The 20,409-nt window shown below is 62.7% G+C and carries 15 protein-coding genes; 5 read left to right on the forward strand and 10 right to left on the reverse strand.

Features of this window, described 5'->3' with window-relative positions; translation table 11 throughout:
* A complete protein-coding gene (locus tag C5B91_RS08670) occupies positions 1-1,080 on the forward strand; it encodes a hypothetical protein (RefSeq protein WP_115819685.1) in 1,080 nt (359 codons plus the stop codon).
* A 47-nt stretch (positions 1,081-1,127) separates the two neighbouring features.
* The gene (locus tag C5B91_RS08675; protein ID WP_008096173.1) at positions 1,128-2,294 is read left to right on the forward strand and encodes a Cdc6/Cdc18 family protein; all 1,167 of its coding nucleotides are present in this window, start codon (positions 1,128-1,130) and stop codon (positions 2,292-2,294) included.
* 510 nt (positions 2,295-2,804) lie between these two features.
* Here the strand turns inward: C5B91_RS08675 and C5B91_RS23075 are convergent.
* Positions 2,805-3,161 (reverse strand): hypothetical protein, encoded by a 357-nt coding sequence (locus tag C5B91_RS23075; RefSeq protein WP_394337647.1) that lies wholly within the window; start codon positions 3,159-3,161, stop codon positions 2,805-2,807.
* A gap of 257 nt (positions 3,162-3,418) precedes the next feature.
* Here C5B91_RS23075 and C5B91_RS08690 point away from each other — a divergent pair, with 257 nt between their 5' ends.
* Positions 3,419-4,288, forward strand: coding sequence for a class 1 fructose-bisphosphatase (locus tag C5B91_RS08690; RefSeq protein WP_115819683.1), 870 nt, complete (start codon positions 3,419-3,421; stop codon positions 4,286-4,288).
* A 757-nt stretch (positions 4,289-5,045) separates the two neighbouring features.
* Here the strand turns inward: C5B91_RS08690 and C5B91_RS08695 are convergent.
* The 6 genes from C5B91_RS08695 to C5B91_RS08720 all read right to left on the reverse strand — a co-directional run bounded on the left by C5B91_RS08695 (position 5,046) and on the right by C5B91_RS08720 (position 11,276).
* Positions 5,046-5,279, reverse strand: coding sequence for a hypothetical protein (locus tag C5B91_RS08695; protein WP_008096168.1), 234 nt, complete (start codon positions 5,277-5,279; stop codon positions 5,046-5,048).
* Positions 5,280-5,411: 132 nt separating this feature from the next.
* Positions 5,412-6,518: an ABC transporter ATP-binding protein gene (locus C5B91_RS08700; protein WP_008096166.1), complete on the reverse strand. Its 1,107-nt coding sequence runs from the start codon at positions 6,516-6,518 to the stop codon at positions 5,412-5,414.
* Complete coding sequence (locus C5B91_RS08705; protein WP_008096164.1) at positions 6,515-7,561, reverse strand: ABC transporter ATP-binding protein; 1,047 nt, start codon at positions 7,559-7,561, stop codon at positions 6,515-6,517. The genes C5B91_RS08700 and C5B91_RS08705 overlap by 4 nt, the downstream gene beginning before the upstream one ends.
* A gap of 42 nt (positions 7,562-7,603) precedes the next feature.
* Positions 7,604-8,617 carry an ABC transporter permease gene (locus C5B91_RS08710; RefSeq protein WP_008096163.1) on the reverse strand — a complete coding sequence of 338 codons (1,014 nt, stop codon included), beginning with the start codon at positions 8,615-8,617 and terminating at the stop codon, positions 7,604-7,606.
* A 34-nt stretch (positions 8,618-8,651) separates the two neighbouring features.
* Entirely contained in the window at positions 8,652-9,656 is a 1,005-nt protein-coding gene (locus tag C5B91_RS08715; RefSeq protein ID WP_008096162.1) for an ABC transporter permease, read from the reverse strand.
* Positions 9,657-9,677: 21 nt separating this feature from the next.
* Positions 9,678-11,276, reverse strand: coding sequence for an ABC transporter substrate-binding protein (locus C5B91_RS08720; RefSeq protein WP_008096161.1), 1,599 nt, complete (start codon positions 11,274-11,276; stop codon positions 9,678-9,680).
* Between the two features lie 515 nt (positions 11,277-11,791).
* Between C5B91_RS08720 and C5B91_RS08725 the strand changes: the two genes are divergently transcribed.
* Positions 11,792-13,942: a glycoside hydrolase family 3 N-terminal domain-containing protein gene (locus tag C5B91_RS08725; protein ID WP_115819682.1), complete on the forward strand. Its 2,151-nt coding sequence runs from the start codon at positions 11,792-11,794 to the stop codon at positions 13,940-13,942.
* A gap of 996 nt (positions 13,943-14,938) precedes the next feature.
* Positions 14,939-16,036 (forward strand): TrmB family transcriptional regulator, encoded by a 1,098-nt coding sequence (locus tag C5B91_RS08730; RefSeq protein WP_115819681.1) that lies wholly within the window; start codon positions 14,939-14,941, stop codon positions 16,034-16,036.
* A gap of 179 nt (positions 16,037-16,215) precedes the next feature.
* On the opposite strand, the gene C5B91_RS08735 is transcribed toward C5B91_RS08730, so the two are convergent.
* The 3 genes from C5B91_RS08735 to C5B91_RS08745 form a co-directional block, all read right to left on the reverse strand.
* Positions 16,216-17,034, reverse strand: a complete 819-nt coding sequence (locus tag C5B91_RS08735; protein WP_049967496.1) for an IclR family transcriptional regulator — start codon at positions 17,032-17,034, stop codon at positions 16,216-16,218.
* A gap of 617 nt (positions 17,035-17,651) precedes the next feature.
* Positions 17,652-18,908: a M20 family metallo-hydrolase gene (locus tag C5B91_RS08740; protein ID WP_115819680.1), complete on the reverse strand. Its 1,257-nt coding sequence runs from the start codon at positions 18,906-18,908 to the stop codon at positions 17,652-17,654.
* Between the two features lie 129 nt (positions 18,909-19,037).
* Positions 19,038-20,300 (reverse strand): amidohydrolase, encoded by a 1,263-nt coding sequence (locus tag C5B91_RS08745; protein WP_049967498.1) that lies wholly within the window; start codon positions 20,298-20,300, stop codon positions 19,038-19,040.
* Between the last annotated feature and the right edge of the window lie 109 nt (positions 20,301-20,409).

Here is a 20,409-nt window from a genome sequence, read left to right on the forward strand (position 1 = left end):
ATGGCCATCGTGTTCGGCCTCGAAGCCATCGACATCCTCGTGCTCGTCATCGCCTCGTTCGCGGGCGGGATGTTCGGCGCGTCCCTCGGGGCGCTACCGGCGTTCATTTTCACCGGTATCATGGTGCTCGTCGGCGAGGCCGGCAACGTCGTCTCCACGGAGTTCGTCGGGGGCGGTAGCCTCGTCGCCGACGCCGCGGGCGGCTACGGTGCCGGCATCGTCGGCCCGCTGGCGTTCGGCCCCGTCTTCGGCCCCCACGTCGCCTTCGCGGGCGGCGTCGCCGCCGCGGCCTACGCCGCGAAGAACGACGGTATGCCCGCGCCCGCCGACGGCGACTACCACCCCGCGAAGGACATCGCGTACGCGCTCGGCACCCGACCGGACATCCTCGCGGTGGGCGGCGTCTTCGGCGTCATCGGGATGGCGATTCGTCAGACCTCTGCTGGCCTCGCGCTCCCGCTCGACCCGCCCGCGGTCGGCGTCGTCCTGACCGCGCTGCTCGCCCGCGCCGTCTTCGGCTACGAACTCGTCGGAACCCCCCGCGGCAAGGGCTTCCTCGACGTGTCGCCGTTCGAGACGGGCAAAAAACGCGAGGCGATGACCGACGGTGGGACTGCCACCGGCGGTTCGTACCGCCTCGCGGTCGAGCCGTGGCTCCCGCACCAGTACAAGTGGAGCGGCGTTGCCGCCGTCGGGATGGCCGTTGGCATCCTCAGCGCGTACATCTTCGCGCGCACGGGGAGCCTGTTCATCCCGTTCGGCATCTCCGCGACGAGCCTGCTGTTCTTGAACCTCGGCGTCGAGAAAATTCCGGTCACCCACCACATGAGCCTCCCGGCGACGTTCATCGCCAGCATGGCCATGCTCGACGGCGCGAGCGTCCCCGTGGCGCTCGTGCTCGGTGCGGGCTTCGGCGTCCTCGGCGGCGTCCTCGGCGAGGTGTACGAGCGCGTCTTCTACGCGCACGGCAGCACCCACTTCGACCCGCCCGCGGCCTCCATCGTGACGACCACGTTCGTCCTCGGCCTGCTCGCCATCGCGGGCGTCTTCACCACGGCCGGCGCGGTGCCGCTGCCGTGAGCAGTCAGAACTGATATACCTCCCATTTCGGAACTATCATCCACGACATGGATATCGAAGCGAGGATCAAACGTCGGCAGCGCCGTGACGGTGAGCCTCGCCTCCTCGTCGACTACGATTCGCTCTCGCCGGTCGTGCACATCGACGACCCGGTGAACTGCGGGCCGGTGTTGGAGCGATTACTCGACTACCTCGACCCGGTGTTCGACGGCCACCTCCCGCCGAACGCCTACGTCTACGGCCCCAAAGGGTCGGGGAAGTCGGCGGTCGTGACGGCGCTTTTCGACCGCCTCGTCCGCGTGTCGAGCGTCAACAACGCCGCCATTCACACGACGACCCGCGTGCAGGCAACGTTCGCGCCGCGGTTCGTCTACGTCGACGCGCGCGAGACGACGAGCGCGTTCGCGTTCTATCACGCCGTGCTCGCCGCGCTCGTCGACGAGTCGGTGCCGAAGCAAGGCATCAAGACGGAGGCGCTCCAGTCGCGGCTCAAAGCGACGCTCGACGGCCCGCAGACGGGAGCCATCGTCGCCGTCGACCACCTCGAAGAGCCGGGGACGCTCGACGGCGAGGCGTTCGTCGACCTCTGTGCTGGACTGCCGAGCAAGGTCAGTTGGTTGGCCATCGGGCGTTCGTCGCCCGACGAGACGGTGCTGACCGACTACACGGCCAGCGAGATTCAGTTCGAACCGTACCAGAGTCAGGTGCTCATCGACGTGTTGATGACCCGGGCGTCGTCGGCCGGGTCCCAGCGGACGCTCGACCACCGACTCGCGCGCGACATCGCCGAGTGGGCCGACGGCGACGCCCACGACGCGCTCGCGGCGCTGTTCGGCGCGGCCGACGAGGCGACTCGGAACAGACACCAGAGCATCACCGCGGCCGACACCGCCGCGGGAATCGCTGCGGTGCCGCGCCCGTGCGTCTCGCTCGGCCGCGTGTTCGCGCTCCCGGAGAACCGCCAGCAGGTGCTTCACGAACTCCTCGCGTTGCGACCCGACCAACAGCAGTCGGTGCGGGCGACGAGTCAGCACATCGCCAAGTCGGTCGACCTCTCGGCGGCGACGGTCAAGCGGATCCTCTACGAACTCGCCGAAGACGGCATCACCCGTCGGGTCACGGCGGAGCGCGTCGACCGGAAGGGCCGGCCGCCGAGCCGACTCGAACCGCGGTTCCCGACGGTCGTGTTCGAACGACTGTTCGCCGCTCGGTAATCTGTTTCCACCGAGCGACAACGAATTTATTATAGAGTATTGTCACAACTTCGTATGGGATTGACGATTACGCGACGGGCCACCGCTGGCATCCTCGCTGTCTGTTGTGGACTCCTTTCTACAACGATCGCTGTGGACGTTATTGGTGGCTACCTCTCGATGGAAGGAATGCCAATCGTGTACGGCCTTCTGGGACTGTCAGCAGTCGGGACTCTCGTGTCGAATTGGGTCGGCCCAGCCCCCTCGTGGAAGTCTCTGCCTCTGTACGGAGCATTGACGTTTGGCAGTTCGATTGTTCTGTTCACCTATTTATTCTCTCTACCGAATGCCTGATGTTCCTTGACCCGGCGCTGGTGTATCACTACGCCGCCAGTTTCAACCGATGACCGGTCAAGTTCTGTCAGAAGGAGTGTGCAACAGACAGAGGGTGTAATCTCTCACGGAGCCTTCGTTTATTCCATCGTATCGACGCTGAACCAACCGTTCAGTAGCGCGTGCGAGTGGATTAACTCAGACGTCGAATCCGTTTCGCCTGAGTGCCTCTGCTAGTTCCCCATCAGGGTCAGCCGCAAACTCAACCAACGATGACTCAGGCCTTGTTGTCGTATATAGTTCAGAGTCAATATTGTCCGGAATCTCGTTCGCGTGCGTCTTATCTACAACTGCAACTGATATTTTTGGCCTCGCGTCCGCGTCTTTTGACTCGCTCATTAACTGATGGTACAGGGAAGCGATGTTTGGCTTTTCGCATATCCGATTGTGAAATTCTGGACTTGTTGAAATGATTGAGAATTGAGTAGTGAGGTATGCTGAATATAGAGGGTGTACGTAGCGATTTGCTCTGCCCATATCGAGTGCTGAACTCATAGCCGACTCGCACCCTGTATTCAGCACGAGTCCAACAACCTTCACCAGCGGAGGACTTCAACAGCGCCCGAGCCGAAAACCCGCCGCAAACCCCGTCGTCGGCGCGGTGCAACGCTTACGCTCGGGGACAGAACTATACTCCGTCCACGGAATCTGTAGGTAATGACGACCACTCCGAGGCCCGTCCGCGCGCCGCCCGTCGGCGTCCCGTCGAATCGCTTCGACGCATCCGCGACCCCGCAGGGTGTATCGAACGCATGACAGACGAATCGAGTCGGGAGGACGACGTGGTCGACGCCGTCGTCGAGACGCTCTGTGCGGCCGCGCCGTCGATTCGCGCGGGGCTGCCCGGCCGGCGCGTCTACGAGGAGGGCACGAATCCGAGCGGCGAGCGCCAGTTGGAAGCCGACACCTACGCCGACGAACTGCTGTTGAAGCGGCTCCGGCCCCTCGACGGCGTTGGCGAGTACGCCAGCGAGGAGCGCGCCGACGTCATCGACATCGGCGAGGGCGTGTCCGTCGCGCTCGACCCGCTCGACGGGTCGACGAACCTGAAGCCGAACAACGTGATGGGGACGCTGTACAGCGTCTACGACGAACCGCTCCCCACGGGTGGCGAGAACCTGCTCGCCGCTGGCTACATCCTCTACGGCCCGGTGACGACGCTCGTGGCCGCCCGCGACGGCGTCGTCAGCGAGTACATCCTCGAATCGGGCATCAAGCGCCCGCTCCGCGAGGAGTTGACGCTGCCCGACGACCCCGCCATCTTCAGTTTCGGCGGCCGCGTCAACCACTGGTTCGACGAGTTCGAGGCGTTCGCCAGCGAGACCGAGCGCACCGAGGGGATGAAACTCCGCTACGGCGGGTCGATGATCGGTGACGTGAACCAGATTCTCCACTACGGCGGCGTCTTCGCGTACCCCGCACAGACCGACGCACCGAGCGGGAAACTCCGACAGCAGTTCGAGGGCTTTCCCATCGGCTACATCATCGAGTGCGCGGGCGGGCGGTCGTCGGACGGCGAGCAATCGCTCCTCTCGGGGACGCCCGACGGCATCCACGACCGCGTCCCGGTCTACATCGGCAACGACTCGCTCGTCGAGTCGCTGGAAGCGCGACTGGACTGACGGTCCGACTCACGCGGTGGCGGAGTCGCGGTCCGATACGAGCCAGACTCACCGACACCCACCGAACCGAGCAACGCGCTCGCTACCATGGGACCCGACCGTTCCGACTGCTGGAAAAATATCAACAAAGTTAATATTAAATTTCTATGTCTGCTTGAGGTGACTCAGGGACTCGGCGACAACGTCTCCAACTGGGCTCGTCAGTTAACTACCGAGGCCGTACGAGTCACATAAAATTGTATGGTAATCAAAATATTGTCTGTGGCGTGTGCTATCCACTCGTAGGAGGGGATTCCCGGTCAAACGGTACTCAATCGTGTGAAAAGGGCTCTTTTGGAGATCCTCTTCACGTGGTCGAATCGAGTCGGTCAGGAGGTTCGGGACTGAGCCCAATACCGGTGGTCAACGACGTGGATGGCGTCAAACGGGTGATTAAGTGCCTCTTTCGGGGAGGTAGAACGTACTCAGAGCAGCTTCACGGCGTCAAACCAATTTAGCGCCAAGAAGCAACCGACCCATTATTATTGTGTGATAATATCAATACTATGCTGTCGAAGTTGAGTATCGTTGACGAGAGAACCACCCAGAACGCTGTTATTTCAGATGAAGACCCTCGAAGGAATCAGGCCAACAATTAAATATATTGAATTTGGTATAAAACGAGAATATCTAGTTCCAATACACGGCTGACTCCGTGTTTCTCGCGAGACCGGCCGCTCGTCCGCTCCGAGCGCTCATCGCCGTCGCCAGTACCGTATCACTCCTCTACGGACCGCTTCGTACAGAGCCAAAAGCCGCCGCCAAATCCGACCACCGTGACTGCAACGAGGCCAATGTCGATGAGCGCGATCGCGTACGCGGCAGTTCCCGGTTCGAGATACAACAACGAGAACCCGAGCAGGAGCCCCATCACGATGCCGATTGCGACGAACAGCGGAAACCGGTCACGCTGGTCGCAGATCACGTCGACAACCGTCTCTAAGCGTGCCATATGGTTCCATATCAAGCACAGAGTATCAAGCTCCCGATTCGAACGGTATCGGCTCGGTTTCGGTCGAGATTGGAGGGCGGGTTCGCACCGGTGACCAGCGGGTGAGGCGGAAGCGACAACCACCCATTCACATCAGTCATCCTCCCCCGTCAGCGGGTCGCTATCCCAATAGGAGTGGTTCGGGTCGTCTCTGAAGCAGGCGACGCGATGGCCGGCAGCCTCACCGGACTGTTGGAGTTGTGGGACTACCTCTTGGCACGCCTCACGGGCTTCGGGACAGCGCGTGTGGAAACGGCACCCGCTCGGTGGGTTGACCGGGTCTGGGATGTCTATCTTCCGCATCGGTGGCTCACTAGCCTCACCCGACTGTCGGGACAAGTTAGGCGTCGCCCAGCGGAGGACGTTCGTGTACGGGTGACTGGGGTCGCCGATGAGTTGTTCTGCTGGACCGACTTCGACCAGATTTCCGAGATACATCACACCGATTCGACCGTCACCGTGTTCCGCGAAGTACCGCGCGTTCGAGAGGTCGTGCGAGACGAACACGAACGAGGTGTCGAAATCCGACTGCAAATCGAGCATCAGGTCCATCATTTCGACCCGTAAGGAGACGTCGAGTGCGCTGATGGCCTCGTCTGCGAGGATCACGTCGGGATTCATCAAGAGCGCGCGAGCGAGCGCCACGCGCTGTTTCTCCCCGCCGCTGAGCTGGTGTGGGTACCGGTCTGCGAAGTCTGCTGCGGGGTTCATACCGACGCGCTCGAGAAGCGCGTGAATCCGCTCGCGGCGTTCGCTGGCCCCGACCGCTGGGTGAGTGAGCTTAATCGGCTCTGCGAGGATGTTCAGAATCCGTCGATTGGGGTTGAGCGAACTCCCAGGGTCCTGATGGATAATCTGGAGCGACGACCGAATCTCGTCGAACGGTATCTCTCCGTTGCCGTCTTTGGCGGCCCAGATGTCCTGTCCCTTGTACGTCACTGTCCCGCCCGTCGGCCGCTGGAGCCCGATGGTCGTCTTGCCCAGGGTGGTCTTTCCACACCCGCTTTCCCCGACGAGTGCGAGGACGTCGTTCTCCTCGATGTCGAGCGAGACGCCGTCGACCGCTTTGACCACGTCTGGCTCCTCGAAGAGGTCGGACAGTCCTTGCTCTTTTTCGAAGTGGACTTCGACGTTTTCGAGTGAGATGAGTGGTTCGTCGTGCTGGTCGAACCCGGTCGACGATTCGTCGACACGGCTCACGACCCATCACCTCCCGAGACCGGAACGGTCTCCTCGGAACGGTCGAAGTGCAGCGCAATCTCGTCTCGTGCGTCTTCAGCGTAGTGACAGGCAACGGCGTGGTCGTCGTCGAGTTGCGTGGACGCCGGGTCTTCAACTCGGCACTCTTCGGTGGCAAGTGGACATCGTGGTGCGAAGGCGCACCCCTGTGGAACGTTGATGGGTGCCGGACTCTGTCCCTCGATCGGTCGCATCTCTTCGAGCGGCGCTTCGATGTCGGGCGTCGCATTGAGCAACGCTCGCGTGTATGGGTGCCCGCTATTCGCGATGAGTTGCTCACGGTCGCCGACCTCGATGAGTTGGAAGGCGTACATGACGGCCATCCGGTCGGCGAGTTCGGCGACCAGCGGCAGGTCGTGGGTGATGAACACCATCGTCAGGTCGTACTTTTCCTGTAAGTCCTCGAGGAGCGTCAGAATCGAACGCTGCATCAGGAGGTCGAGTGCGGCGGTCGGTTCGTCCATCACCAGCACCTCGGGTTCGAGAACGAGCGACAGGGCGATGAGTGCCCGCTGCTGCATCCCGCCGGAGAGTTCGTGCGGGTACGACGTCAGCACGCGCTCCGGGTCGAGGTACAGGTCAGACAGGAGTTCACGGGCGAACTCCATTCCCGACGTGACATCGGCGTCGTGGGCCTTCAGCGTCTCTCTGAAGTGCCCGCCAATCTTCATCGTCGGGTTGAACGAACTCATCGCGCCCTGGAAGACCATCGACACCTCCTCCCACCGAAACTCTCGAAGTTCGTCGTCGGAGAGTTCGAGCACGTCGACTGTGGTCCCATCGTCACGGTGGTAGCGTATCTCACCGGACAGTCGCCCGGGGTCGGGGATGGCGTCCAGCATCGAGTCGGCGAACATCGACTTGCCGCTTCCACTCTCGCCCACGATGCCGAGAATCTCGCCACGTTCGATCGACATGCTCACGTGGTCCAACACGAACGTCTCGCCGCCGTCGTACGTGACGGCCGCGTCGTTGATCTCGATGATTGGGTCGTCTGTCGTCATAGCTGTCGTAGGGGTCGTCGTTTCGCGCTGTTTGGCAGTCATCTACAGTACCTCCGTCATCCCGGTCTCTTTCTCGTCGGCCGAAGCGGTCGACGCTGATTCTCCCGTCAGACGAGTCCGAACGCGCGGGTTGAACACGCGGTCCATCCCCTGGCCGAGGAGGATGAGTCCGACCGAGAGGCCGATAATCGCGGCCATCGGGACGAGAAGCCAGTGTGCGGCACTCCAAGAGAACAGGGCACCACCATTGTACGCGAAGTTCAGGGTGACGCCCCAGTTCTGGTCGGAGTACGGCAACACGCCGAGGAAGAACAGTCCGATCGATGCGAACACGACGTACCGCGCGGCGAACACGAAGTTGACCGTCACGTACGGCATGATGTTCGGAAGCACGTCCTTCAGGATGATTCGCGGCGTGCTCACGCCCATCGTCCGGGAGGCTTCGACGTAGTTGTTCTCCCGAATCGTCAGCACCTGTGAATGGATCGACCGGCCGAGGCCAGCCCAGTAGTTGATGTTGATGACGATTCCGAGCAGGATCGGGTTCTTGGGATTGAACGTAATCGCGAGAATCATCACCAGCGGGAGCCCGGGGATGGCCATGACGAAGTCCGATATCGACATCAACGCGCGTCCGACCGAACCGCCCTTGTACCCAGCGACGGTCCCGACGAGGACGGCGATACCGGTCGCCCAGAGTCCACCCGAGGTGACCATCAGCAAGATGTCTGGAGTCGAGTGGATGATGAGTGCGGCGAGGTCCGTCCCCGACGCAGTCGTCCCGAGTGGGTACTGCATGTTCTCGAACAGCGTCAGGTACCGAGGGGCCTGACTCGTCGAAGGCGCTCGCCAGAGACCGAGGACGGCCACGAGCGCCAACGACACGTAGAAACCGATGATGAGCAGTCCGAGTCGGGTTCTGCTGTCCGACCACGCGACGAGCATCGGTTTCAAGACGGTTTCCTCGTAGAACTCTCGAAGTCGCTCCGCACGAGTCACCGTCACCGACGACGAGGCCGACCCCCGCCAGTCGACGCCGGCACCGTCGGTAACCACTGCGCTGGACTCCGTTGCGCTGGACTCTTCTCTCTCAGTACGCTTCATCAGAACCTCCGGCACTGATTCGTGGGTCGATCTTGCTGTAGGTCAGGTCGGCGATATAGACGCCGACGATGAGCGCGACGGTGATGATGAGGAACGTCGCCATCATGAGCGGGTAGTCGTTCGCCTTCAGCGCGGCGAACATGTAGTAGCCGAGTCCGGTGTACGAGAATATCTGCTCCAGAATGACGGTCCCCGACAGGCGGAATCCGAGGAGCAACAGGAACCCGGTGTACATCGGAAGGATGGCGTTCCTCGCCACGTACCGAGTCGCGATACGGCGGTCGGGGAGTCCGCGGAGTCTCGCGACCCGGACGTAGTCGTTACCGAGCACCTGGATACTGTTCCCGCGCATGGCCAACGCCTGCCCGCCGATCCCGCCCAGCGTGTACGAGAAGATGGGCAAGAGACTGTGTTCGAGCGCGCTGAGCACGAACGGGACGCTCAGTTCTTTCTCGACGTTGGTCCCGACCGTTCCCGCCGTCGGCAACCATCCCCACTGGTACGCGAAGACGTACAGTGAGATGACGGCGACGACGTAGAAGGGGACGGACATGAGGCCGATCGAGAGGCCACTGAACGCCTTGTCGAACCGTGAGCCTTCCCAGTAGGCCTGTAACGACCCGAGGAAGATACCGACGGCGAACATGAGAATCGTCGACACCAGGACGACGAACACCGTCCACGGCACCGCTTCGGCGATGATCTGCGCCACCGGTTCGCCCAGCGAGATCGACTCGCCGAAGTTCCCCTGAGCGACGGCGCCCATGTAGTCCAGGTACTGCCGCCAGAGCGGCGCGTTGGGGTCGATGTTCTGGAGGTTCGAAATCCGGGCGTCGACCTCCGATGCCGGAACGCCCTGCCGAAGCAGTTGCGCGCGCAACTGCGTGAAGGGGCCGCCCGGAAGGAGGCGAATCAGCCCGAACGTGAGCGTCGCGACCGCGAAGATGGTCGCGAACACCCTGGCCGTCCGACGGACGTAGTAGTTACTCATGGTTACGTTGCTCCACTTCGATTATTGCTCGGCCATGAGCTGTCCCTGGCGTGGGAGCCACTCGCTTGGCCACTTGATTGCTCGGTCGTCGCTCCCTTCCGCCGGGATGTCCCACTCGTCGGTGGTGAGCCACGACTGTTCGAGCTTCGCGACCAGCCCCAGTATTGGAAGGTTCTGGTTGTGGTGCCACGCGACACGCTTGATGAGTTCCTCCGTCGTGGCTCGGTCCTGCGTGGTCGAAATCTCCTGTGCCACCGAGAGTGGGTCGATAGTCATCTCGCCGCCGTCCATCCCGGGGACAGTCTGTTCGCCCTCCGGGAAGTTGTGCCCGCCGTCGATGTCCGGGTTAGTGAGCTGCCAGCGGAGCGGGAAGTACGGGAACGCCGACCGTGCACCGCCGGGCATCCAGTAGAACGCGCCGATCTTGAAGTTGGATTCGATGTAGCCGCCGAAGAAATCTCCCGTCGGCTTCTGGCTGATTTCGAAGTCGAAGCCGAACGCGTTCAACTGGTCGACGACAGTGTTCGTCGCCGTGGTCCAGTCCGTCCAGCCAGCGGGAGTGTAGTACGTCCCACCGAGGGTTCGACCGCTGCTGTGTGTCCACGTGCCGTCTTCCTTCGAGTAGCCGGCCTCGCGGAGGAGCGCAGCGGCTTTGTCCGTCTGCGACGCCGCCATGCCGTACCCCTCGAAGGAGTCGTACGCGTCACCGAGCCACGACTCCTGGTCGTCCGGGGCGATGCCAGTCACCTTCGGTGCGGGCGCTTTCGTTCGCGGCCCTGCGTTATCAACGACCTGCTGGCGGTTGATGACGTGAGCGACCGCCTGCCGGACGTTTCGCTTCCCGAAGTCGGGGTCGTCGTGATTGAACAGGACACCGTACCCCCATTTCGCGGAGATGGTCACTTCTTCGACGGAGTCGGGGAAGTTGCCGACGATCTTCGGCGGCGCGAAGAGGCTCGTGACGAAGTCGAGTTCGCGGCCCATCAGGCCCTGTTGGAGTGCGGTGTTGTCCCCCCGCGAGAGAAGCGAGATACCCGCGAAGTTGATGTTGTCAGCGCCGTAGTATTCGGGATTCCTCGTGAGTTCCCACGACTGCTTCGACTTCGACGCGACCGAGAAGGGACCGCTCGCGACCACGTCTCCTTCGTATTTGAACTGCTGGAGCTCCTCGGCTTCTTTGTCGAGGAACTGTTCGAAGGTCGGATGGTACGCGAACAGTCGGAGTGACCCGTTGGCGAGCGTGTGTTTGATGACCTCCGGGTTGGATGGTCGTTTGAGGTTGAGAACGACGGTCTTGTCGTCGTCGCCCCGTTCGACGCTCTCGGTGAAGTCCCAAAGCGACGTGTTCATCTTCTTCATCAGGCGGAACTGCGTCAGGACGTCACGCGCGGTCACGTCCTCGCCGGTATCCCACAACAGGTCGTCCCGGAGCGTGAGTGTCACCGTCTGCCCCTCGATAGACCACGAGTCGAGCGCGGCTAACTCGAACTCACCGGTCGAGAAGTTGTAGGCGGCGAACCGTTCGAAGACGAAGTTCCCCGCTCGTGGGTCGTAGTTCTGTGTCGCTTCCGGGTTCAGGTGGAGGTTCGTCGGGACACCGTTGTTCGTGGCACCGACCATCTTCTTGTCGAGGACAGTCGTCCCACTCGTCTCGGAATCGTCACCGTCTGTCTCGTCCCCGTTGGACCCGGTCGCGTCCCCGTTGGACCCACCGTCGTCGGTCGTTCCCCCTCCGGTGGACGCACCACTACACCCCGCAAGGGCTGCGATTCCGGTTGTACCGGTTAGTTCGACGAAACTGCGCCGGCTAATCAAGTCGCTAAAGCGGTCAGTACTGTCTGACATGGCGTACTGATAACAAACCATACCCATTGTTAATAAATATTTGGTTAGGTGCGGTCGTTCGTTGTTGTAACGCTCCCGAGAGCGCCGCCCGAACACGTCGGCGTCGGAGGGCACGACACGGTCTCGCGCTCGTCGCGAAACACAACCCCTGCGCGACGTTAGCCACCCGTTGGCAAATGTATAAGTAGTAGTGGTCTTCTCTTCGCTGTATGCAGTCAGAAAGCAAGCATCCCCCTTACAGAGATGAGACTCTCCCGACTGAGAAGCGCATCGAGGACCTTCTCGACCGAATGACGGTCGAAGAGAAAGTCGGGCAACTCGTCGGCACGTGGGCGGGACAACTTGAGGAGTTCAAATCGGTCGAAGACGTCGAAGACGAAATCGTCGAATCCGCAGTCGGTGCTGTTGCGTCGTTCGGATGGGCAGGAGCGCTCGACTCTCGAATAGACGACGTCGTCGAGACGGTCAACCACCTTCAAGAAGTCGCGTTGTCGAAGACTCGACTCGGCATCCCGCTGTTGTTCAACGTGGATGCTGTCCACGGTCACGCGTACGTCGCCGAAGGGACGGCGTTCCCGAACGGGCTCGGGATGGCGGCGACGTGGGACGAAGACGGTGTCGAGAGCGCAGCAGCGGTCACTGCAACCGAAGTCCGGAAGTCGGGGGCACAGCAGAACTATTCGCCCACGTGCGACGTTGCTCGGGAGCCGCGGTGGGGTCGCACCTTCGAGACGTTCGGCGAGAGTCCATTTTTGTGCGGCCGGATGGCAGGTGCGATGGTACGTGGATACCAAGGCGACGGCCTCGACGACTCCAACTCCGTGGCGGCAACCGCGAAACACTTCCCGGCCTATAGCGAGCCCGCACGGGGGGAAGATACTGCCCCCGTCGAAGTGTCTTCGTACCTCCTTCGAAACGTCTTCTTACCGTCGTTCCTCGACGCGATTGACGAGGGTGTCGCGTCCGTTATGCCCTGCTACAACGCAATCGACGGGAAACCCGCACACGCCTCACGCGAGTATCTCACGGACCTTCTCCGAGGGAAACTCGGATTCGATGGAACCGTCGTCTCTGATTGGAACGGTGTCCGGATGCTTCACGAAGACCACCACGTCGCGAGCGACCACCGTGAGTCGGTCCGGATGACTCGCAACGCTGGACTCGATGTCGCATCAGTCGATGCGGTCGCGCACGCGGACCACCTCGCGTCGCTCGTCGAAGCGGGTGCGGTTGCAGAGCACGTGCTCGACGAGAGCGTCAGGCGCGTCCTCGACCTCAAATTCCGGCTCGGACTCTTCGAAGACGCGTTCGTCGATGCGAACGAAGCGCGAGACGTCGTTGGTGCCGAGGCGCACCGTGCCGAGGCATTAGAGACGGCGCGGAAGTCGATGACGCTCCTGCAGAACGACGACACGCTCCCCTTGGACCCCGCTGCCGACGTCCTCGTCGCTGGGCCGAACGCGGACAACCCCATCCACCAACTCGGTGGCTGGAGTGTCCCCGACGAGGCGGGCACCGACGTCATCTCAATCAAAGACGGAATCGAATCCGCGTGTGACGGGACGGTGACCTACGAGCAGGGGACGACGATAACCGAAGCAGTCGATATCGACGCCGCAGTCGAAGCGGCGAAGGATGCGGATATCGCGGTGGTCGCCGTCGGGGAAAACTGGTATATCCACGAGTTCGGGCCGACCGCGGAGAGCGGTACCGCTCCCGACGAGTTTCCGAACCGAACCACGCTCGAACTCCCCGATGCGCAGCGCGACCTCGTGACAGCGTTGTACGAGACGGGGACGCCTGTCGTTGGTGTCCTCGTCACGGGTCGACCGCTGGCCGTGGAGTGGATGGCAGCGAATCTCCCCTCGCTGTTGCTGGCGTACTACCCGGGGACGATGGGTGGCCAAGCCGTCGCGGAGACGCTCTTCGGGGCGTGCGACCCCGGCGGGCGATTACCGATTTCGTTCCCCCGGTCCGCGAGTCACCTTCCAACCCGGTTCAATCACTTTCCGCACCCGACACCGATCGGTCCCGACGAGCATCTTCCGTCGTACGACCCACTCTTCGAATTCGGTCACGGGCTGAGTTACACTGCGTTCGAGTTCGGCTCGATGACCGTGACGAACGAGCGGATGTCACCCCACGGGACCACGACAGTCGAACTCCCCGTGGAGAACGTCGGGGACCGACACGGTTCGACCGTCGTACAGGTGTACGTCACCGACCAGGCTGGAACGCGCGTAACCCCGGTCCGGGAACTCTGTGGGTTCGAGCGTGTCTCGCTCGACCCCGGTGCCACAGAGACGGTGTCGGTCCCCATCGATGCGGCATCGATCGGGCGCGTCGACGAAACCGGGAGGGTGTCGGCGATTCCGGGTGAGTACACCCTTCGTGTCGGCGAGCAAGCTGTCACGATTACCGTCGAACCGAAGTCCGACTGACCGGCCTCGTCGCAGACTGCGTAGCCCGCCCCGAGCGAGGTTGTCGGCGGCGATAGTCTTCCTGGCGGTTTTTCGTGGAGAGAGCGCCGCCACTACGTGTCCCCCTCCCGACGCCGCGGCGAGAACGGACACGGAATGTCTCCTGTTGAGCCGTCGCCCGCGTTTCGTGAGGCTCTCGTCGACGACCGTTCGGGCCATCGTTCGGTATTCTACGGGCATCCATTGTCTGACATTCGGCCACATGAAACACACATATACAGGATATCAGGTCATTTTGATTAGAGATTGAGAAAACAAATCAGCGTAGCATAAGTTTGTCGAGAACACTCTGACTCCTTAATCAGGGCTTAGAAGGCATATAAGTCGTGATTATGTTTCAGTTGGGTTTGAAAACTAAGAAATCAGACACAAGCAGATTTTCTGTATAGGACGATGAAAAATAAGTATGACGACATCCCAAACTCCTGATTGACGGCTTCTAACGGCGTATCTGAGAATGTCGACCGAATTGATTCGCTGCTCGGTAGGGACACGAAGCCGTGTCGCCGGCTCAGCTATCATATCGTAGAGTATATCCGGGTCGTAGGCGGCATATCTATTACGGACGTAGGCCTGTAATGGCTTGGTGTGCCCGCCGTTCACAGCGTTCCACACGGGATACTCGGACAACCACTCAGCAGTTGAATCGTGCCTCGAGACAGGCACCGTACATTCGACTGGCTCTGGGTGAGTCGGAATCTCGGTGGCGGTGTCTCTGACGGCCTCCCGGGTGTAGTATATCGCCCACCAACGACATCCAAATTGTTGGCAGAAAAGTAACTGTTTCTGGTGGAACCCGAACGGTGAGTCGTTCGCGAGCGACGGCAGTCGTTTTGAAGCGGTCGAACTCCCCCACACAGGCGGCTTACCACGAACTGGTCGAACGCAAACGGCTCCACGAATACGAGGTCGGACATCAACGAAGTATTCATAGTGAACGATTGTGTGAGTACGGGTATGGACCGCGAAACGCTGACGAACGCACTCGAGTACGCGGACCTCACGTCGTACCAAGCCGACGCCTATCTCACACTCCTCGAGATGGGCGTCTCGCCTGCTATCGAAGTGGGCCGTGAGAGCGCCGTCCCCGTCTCGCAAGTGTACGACGTTCTCCGGAGCCTCGAATCGAAGGGATACGTCGAAACGATCGAACGAGAGAAACTGTACGTTCAACCGTGTGACCCGGAGGCGGCGATGGCGGACCTAGAGTCCAGGGGTGAACTCCTCCACGATGCTGCCGAAGCGGTCCGCGAGCGATACCGTACTCCCGAGCGGATGGACGCGAGAGTCGGCGTCACCAAGCGTGTCGAGACAGCAGTCGAGAACGCACAGGACCTCATCGACGACGCAGAAACCGTCGTGGAGGTCGCCGGGTCGTTCGAACAACTCCAGTCGCTTTCTCCGGCGCTTCGAGAGGCCCGTGACCGAGGTGTCGTCGTCCGTGCGGCCGTCTACATCGACCAAGATGATGAACCACCCGCGGCGTTCGACCCGAGTGGGGTACTCTCGGAACTTCGTGTGTGTACCATTCCGGGACCGTACCTCGTCGTCATCGACCGAAACCGGACGTGTTTCGGACCGAACACCCGCTCCGACGAAGACTACGGCGTCCTCGTCTACGACCGTATCCTGCCGTTTGTCTTTCACTGGTTCTTCCTCACCTGTCTGTGGAACCTGTACCCGACCGTCTACCTCGACGCCGAAGACCAGTACACCTACGTTACCATCGAAGAGTTCATTCGAGATATCGTCCCGCTTTGGGAACGCGGGTTCGAACTCGGGGTCACCGTCGAAGGCATCGACCTTGCGGATGGCGGAGAGACGACTGTCGAAGGGAGCGTCGCCGACATCTCGTTCTACGGAGACGAGCGACCGCCGTCACGGCTGGCGCTGTCCGACCTGGGGGCGTACAAGAACCTCACACTCGACACGGGCGATGAAACGGCCGTCGTTGGCGGATGGGGTGCTGTCTTCGAAGACATGGAGATTCGGACGATCACTTTGGAGCGTATCGACATCGGGGAGACTCCGTTCACCCACGAGAGACGGGACTGACGGGGCAGCTCTCGCTCGCTTCGAGCGAGCGACGACGGCTGCGGGACGGCCCCCGGTGAAACGGTCGGGACGACGGTCAGAACGCCGAACCGCTCGGCCGGACACCGCACCCGAAACCGGATGAGATGTCGCAAAAGATTACGGGCATATCTGTGTCATGGCTGTCGGGGGTGGGCGGTTCAATCGAAGCGCCCGGCGTTCGAACTCCGCGCCGCCATGTTCATGTTCACCTCGATGATGTTGGCCGTGCTCGTGACCATCTCGGGGATGGTGTCGCGGAACTGCTCGCCCTTGATTCGGCTCGTCGGCCCGGAGACGCTCAGCGCGCCGAGGACGGTGCCGTTGCGGTCTCGAATCGGTGCGCCGACGGCGCGGAGGCCTTCGATTTCCTCCTCGTCGTTGCAGGCGTACCCCCGTTCGCGGATGGCGTCGAGTTCGTCGAACAGCGCCTCGCGGTCGGTGATCGTCGCCTCGGTCTTCGCCGGCAGGCCGTGTTGGTCGACGATTTCCTCCACCCGACTGCGCGGGAGGAACGCGAGGATGGCCTTCCCGGTCGACGACGCGTGGAGGTTGTCCGGGCGCTGAATCTTCGAGCGCTGGTACTGGCTGCCGACCGCGCGCTCGCCGCGCACCTTGAGCAGGCTGATTCGCAGGCCGTGCTGTTCGGTCGAGAGGTGGGCGTACTCGCCGGTCTTCTCCGCGAGCGCCTCGACTTCCTCCTTGCCGACTTGGTAGAGTATCTGCTGGTTGCGCACGTACTCGCCCAGAAGCAGGAACTGGAGGCTGAGATGGTAGCTGTCGCCGTCCTTGGCGACGAGGTTGTTCTTCCGCAGGGTCGCGAGATGGTTGTACACCGTGGACTTCGAGAGGTCGAGGTAGTCGACCAACTCGGCGACGCGCGCCCCGTTCAACTCCTCGAGCGCCCTGACGACGCTGACCGCCGTGTCCACCGTGCTGAGGGTCCGCGACGGCGCATCGGTGTTGGGGTTCTCGGGCATGCTACGAGAACGTCTATCGGGTGTCATAGCTGTTCCGAATATCTTGCAATCGAAACGTGATGCGGACAATCGGTGTTGAGACCGCCGCTCGAAGGCGGTTTCGGTCGATAATTGTCAACCCAACTCGAAGCCGGAGCCGCCCACCACCCTCGCCCAGCGCGAGCGCGAATGTGCGTATCCCCCGAGACACACCGGAAGCGACGGCCGCCGCCCGCGACTTCGCTTGTCAGATGCGTGGAATCGGTATCTCCCTCGATACCCGGACGCTCGGCGACGCTCTTCGCGGTCGAACCACACACGACTCGAAGAATCGTTGTATTTGATGACAACACCGCGGAGCAGAGCGAATAGCTGCAGGTTTCGCAGGGTAAACTCGATGACCCACGAGGTGACGTTTCGACCGAAGCGGCACGGAAAAACTGTGGTTCGCGTTCGAGCGCCCCCAGACCGTCGGAATACGAACGTCTGCGCGGGAGACGGTCCAGTTCGGGGCCGCGTGCCACATATCGAGACAGACACCGCGGCCGCGACGGAATCGCGGCAGAGACGCGAATCTGGCCGTGAAATGTCTGAAAGCGGGAACCTAGTTCACAACGGGGCAGGCCGCCGGTCGCAACTCACGCGCCGGCGAGGCGTGCGAGCGTCCCCGCGAGAACCGACGCTGCGGTCGCACAGTCCACCCAGTCGGTCCATTCGCGCGGGTTGTGCGAGAGGCCGTCCGCCGACGGAGCGAACAGGAGTACGGCATCGGTGACGCTGGCAACATTTGCAGTATCGTGCATCGCCGCGGAGTGCATCCGTTTCGCGTCGATATCCTCGGTCGCGGCGGCGTCGAGGGCGGCGTCGACGCAGTCGTCGGCCATCCGACTCGGACGCTGGTCGCGATAGCGGTCGAAGCTCGTCTCGACCGGGTGGGTGGTTTCGAGGCGCGCGAGCGCGGCGTCGGCTCGCTCCGCGATGGCGTTCATCGCCCGGTAGTTCACGTCGCGGATGTCCATCTGCAGCGTGACCTCGCCGGGGACGATGTTGCGGGCGTTCGGGGTCACGTCGAACTGGCCGACGGTCCCCACGGCGGTGGCGCTCTGGTTCTGCGCCACGTCGTCGGCCGCGGCCCGGAAGTCGACGACGAACTCGCTGGCGGCGACCAGCGCGTCGCGGCGCTCGTCCATCGGCGTCGCGCCGGCGTGGTCTGCCTCGCCGACGATGTCAGCCGCGCAGGTCGTGATACCGGTGATGGCGTCGACGACGCCGACCCCCGCGCCCGCGGACTCCAGCACCGTTCCCTGTTCGATGTGGAGTTCGGCCCACGCGTCCCACGCCGCGGCGTCGATGGTGTCGGTCCCGCGGAAGTCGATAGCGTCGAGGTGGGTTTCGAGGGTCGTGCCGTCGGCGTCGCGGAACGCGAGCGCGTCGTCGGCGTCGCGCGCCCCCGTCGCCACCGACGACCCGAGCAGGCCGTGCGAGAAGCGCGCGCCCTCCTCTTCGGTGAACGAGACGACGTCGATGGGCCGGTCGAGGCTCACGTCGGCGTCTCGTTCTTGGAGCGTTCGGACCGCTTCGAGCGCCGCGTAGACGCCGAGCGGGCCGTCGAAGATGCCGCCCTCGGGGACCGAATCGAGGTGACTGCCGGCGGCGACGGGGGCTGCGTCGGGGTCGGCTCCCGCTGGGACCCACCGCCCGGCGACGTTGCCCACGGCGTCGATGCGGACCGAGAGGCCGGCGTCGCGCAGTCGCTCGACGAAATATTCGCGGGCGCGTCGGTCGGCGTCGCTTCCGGTCAGGACAGTTCGGCCGCGTCCTGCCGGCGCGTCAATGTCGCCGAAGCGGGCGTTCGCTTCGATGTCCTCGCGGAGTCGTTGCTGGGAGACCTGCATATGCGGCTCAACTCGCAAACGATGTCTAATAATTGTGCGTGTTCGTGGCAGATTCTACGGGACGCTGGCGGCGACGACGGGCGAGAGACGCGGCTGCTCGGGGTCGAACAGCCGGGTCGAGTCGCCGCGTTAAAGCGTTCGAATCGTCTGACACACCACGTCGACGCCGATGTCGAGGGCGTCTTCGTCGATGTCGAACCGCGAGGTGTGGTGGCCGAACTCGTTGCTCGCGCCGATGCCGACGTAGGTCGCCTTCCCGCCGTGTTCTTGGACGCGTCGGATGAGGTAGGAGGCGTCCTCGCTGCCGCCGATGTCGAGTCGCGGGACCGTCTCGGTCACGTCGTCGAGGTCGGCCGCCGACGCGAGGACGGCCTCGACCATCTCGTCGTCGGCCGTGAACGTCGACGTCTTCCCGTACAGCCCCGTCTCGACCGACACGTCGTGCATGCCCGCGGCGTGGTCGAGCACGCGGCGGGCCTTTTCCAGCATGTAGTCGTTGAGTTCGGCGGTCCTGCCGCGGACCTCGACGCGGAGACGCGCCTCTTCTGCGATGATGTTCTGCGGGTTGGGGGACTCGAACTTCCCGACGTTGATGCGGGTCGCACCGTCGGCGTGGCGCGGAATTCCGTAGAGATTCTGGACAGCCGCGGTCGCCGCGTGCAGCGCGTTGCGCCCCTCGTTGGGCGCGTTGCCCGCGTGGCTCGGCGCGCCCTCGAAGGTCGCGTCGAGTTTCGCGTTCGAAAGCGGGTTCTCGTAGGCGGCGATGACCGTCCCCGTGGGGTTGCCGAGGCCGAGGTGGAGCGCGAGGAAGTAATCGATGTCCGCGAGCAGGTCGGTCTCGCTCATCGGCTTGCCGCCGCGGCCGCCTTCCTCCGCCGGCTGGAAGAACAGCCGAAGCGTGCCGTCGAACCCGCCGTCGTCGTCGAGGTCGCGGGCGATGCCGAGGCCGATGGCGGTGTGGCCGTCGTGGCCGCACGCGTGCATCTCGTTGGGGTGCGTGCTCGCGAAGCCCAGTTTCGCGGGACGGTGTGCCTCGTCGCTCGATTCGGTACGTTCGAGGGCGTCCATGTCGACGCGGACGCCGACGGTCGGCCCGTCGCCGAAGGTCTTCTCGGCGACGAGCCCCGTGATATCGCCCATCCGGTCCAGGTAGGCCTCGGGTGCGCCTTCCTCGCGTGCGCGCTCGATTGCGGCCGCGACCGCGTCGTCGTCGGGGACGCCGAGTCGCTCGTCTTCGGCGACGGCGTCCGGGCCGAGGTGGAGTGTGAACTCGCGTTCGTCGAGCGCGGCGGCGATGAGGGCTGTCGTGCGGAACTCCTTCCACCCGGACTCGGGGTGGGCGTGAAGGTCCTGTCGTAACTCTCGCAGGGAGAGCGTGCTGGCGTACGCCATGAAGCCGACATTGCAACCACCCCGTTAAACTGTTTGGGAAGCGGTAGCACAATCTCGCCGGGCTCCACTGAGATATAGTACCAAGATTGTGAGGGGTTGCCAAAGATAT

The sequence above is a fragment of the Haloferax sp. Atlit-10N genome, assembly GCF_003586325.1.
Taxonomy (GTDB): Archaea; Halobacteriota; Halobacteria; order Halobacteriales; family Haloferacaceae; genus Haloferax; species Haloferax prahovense.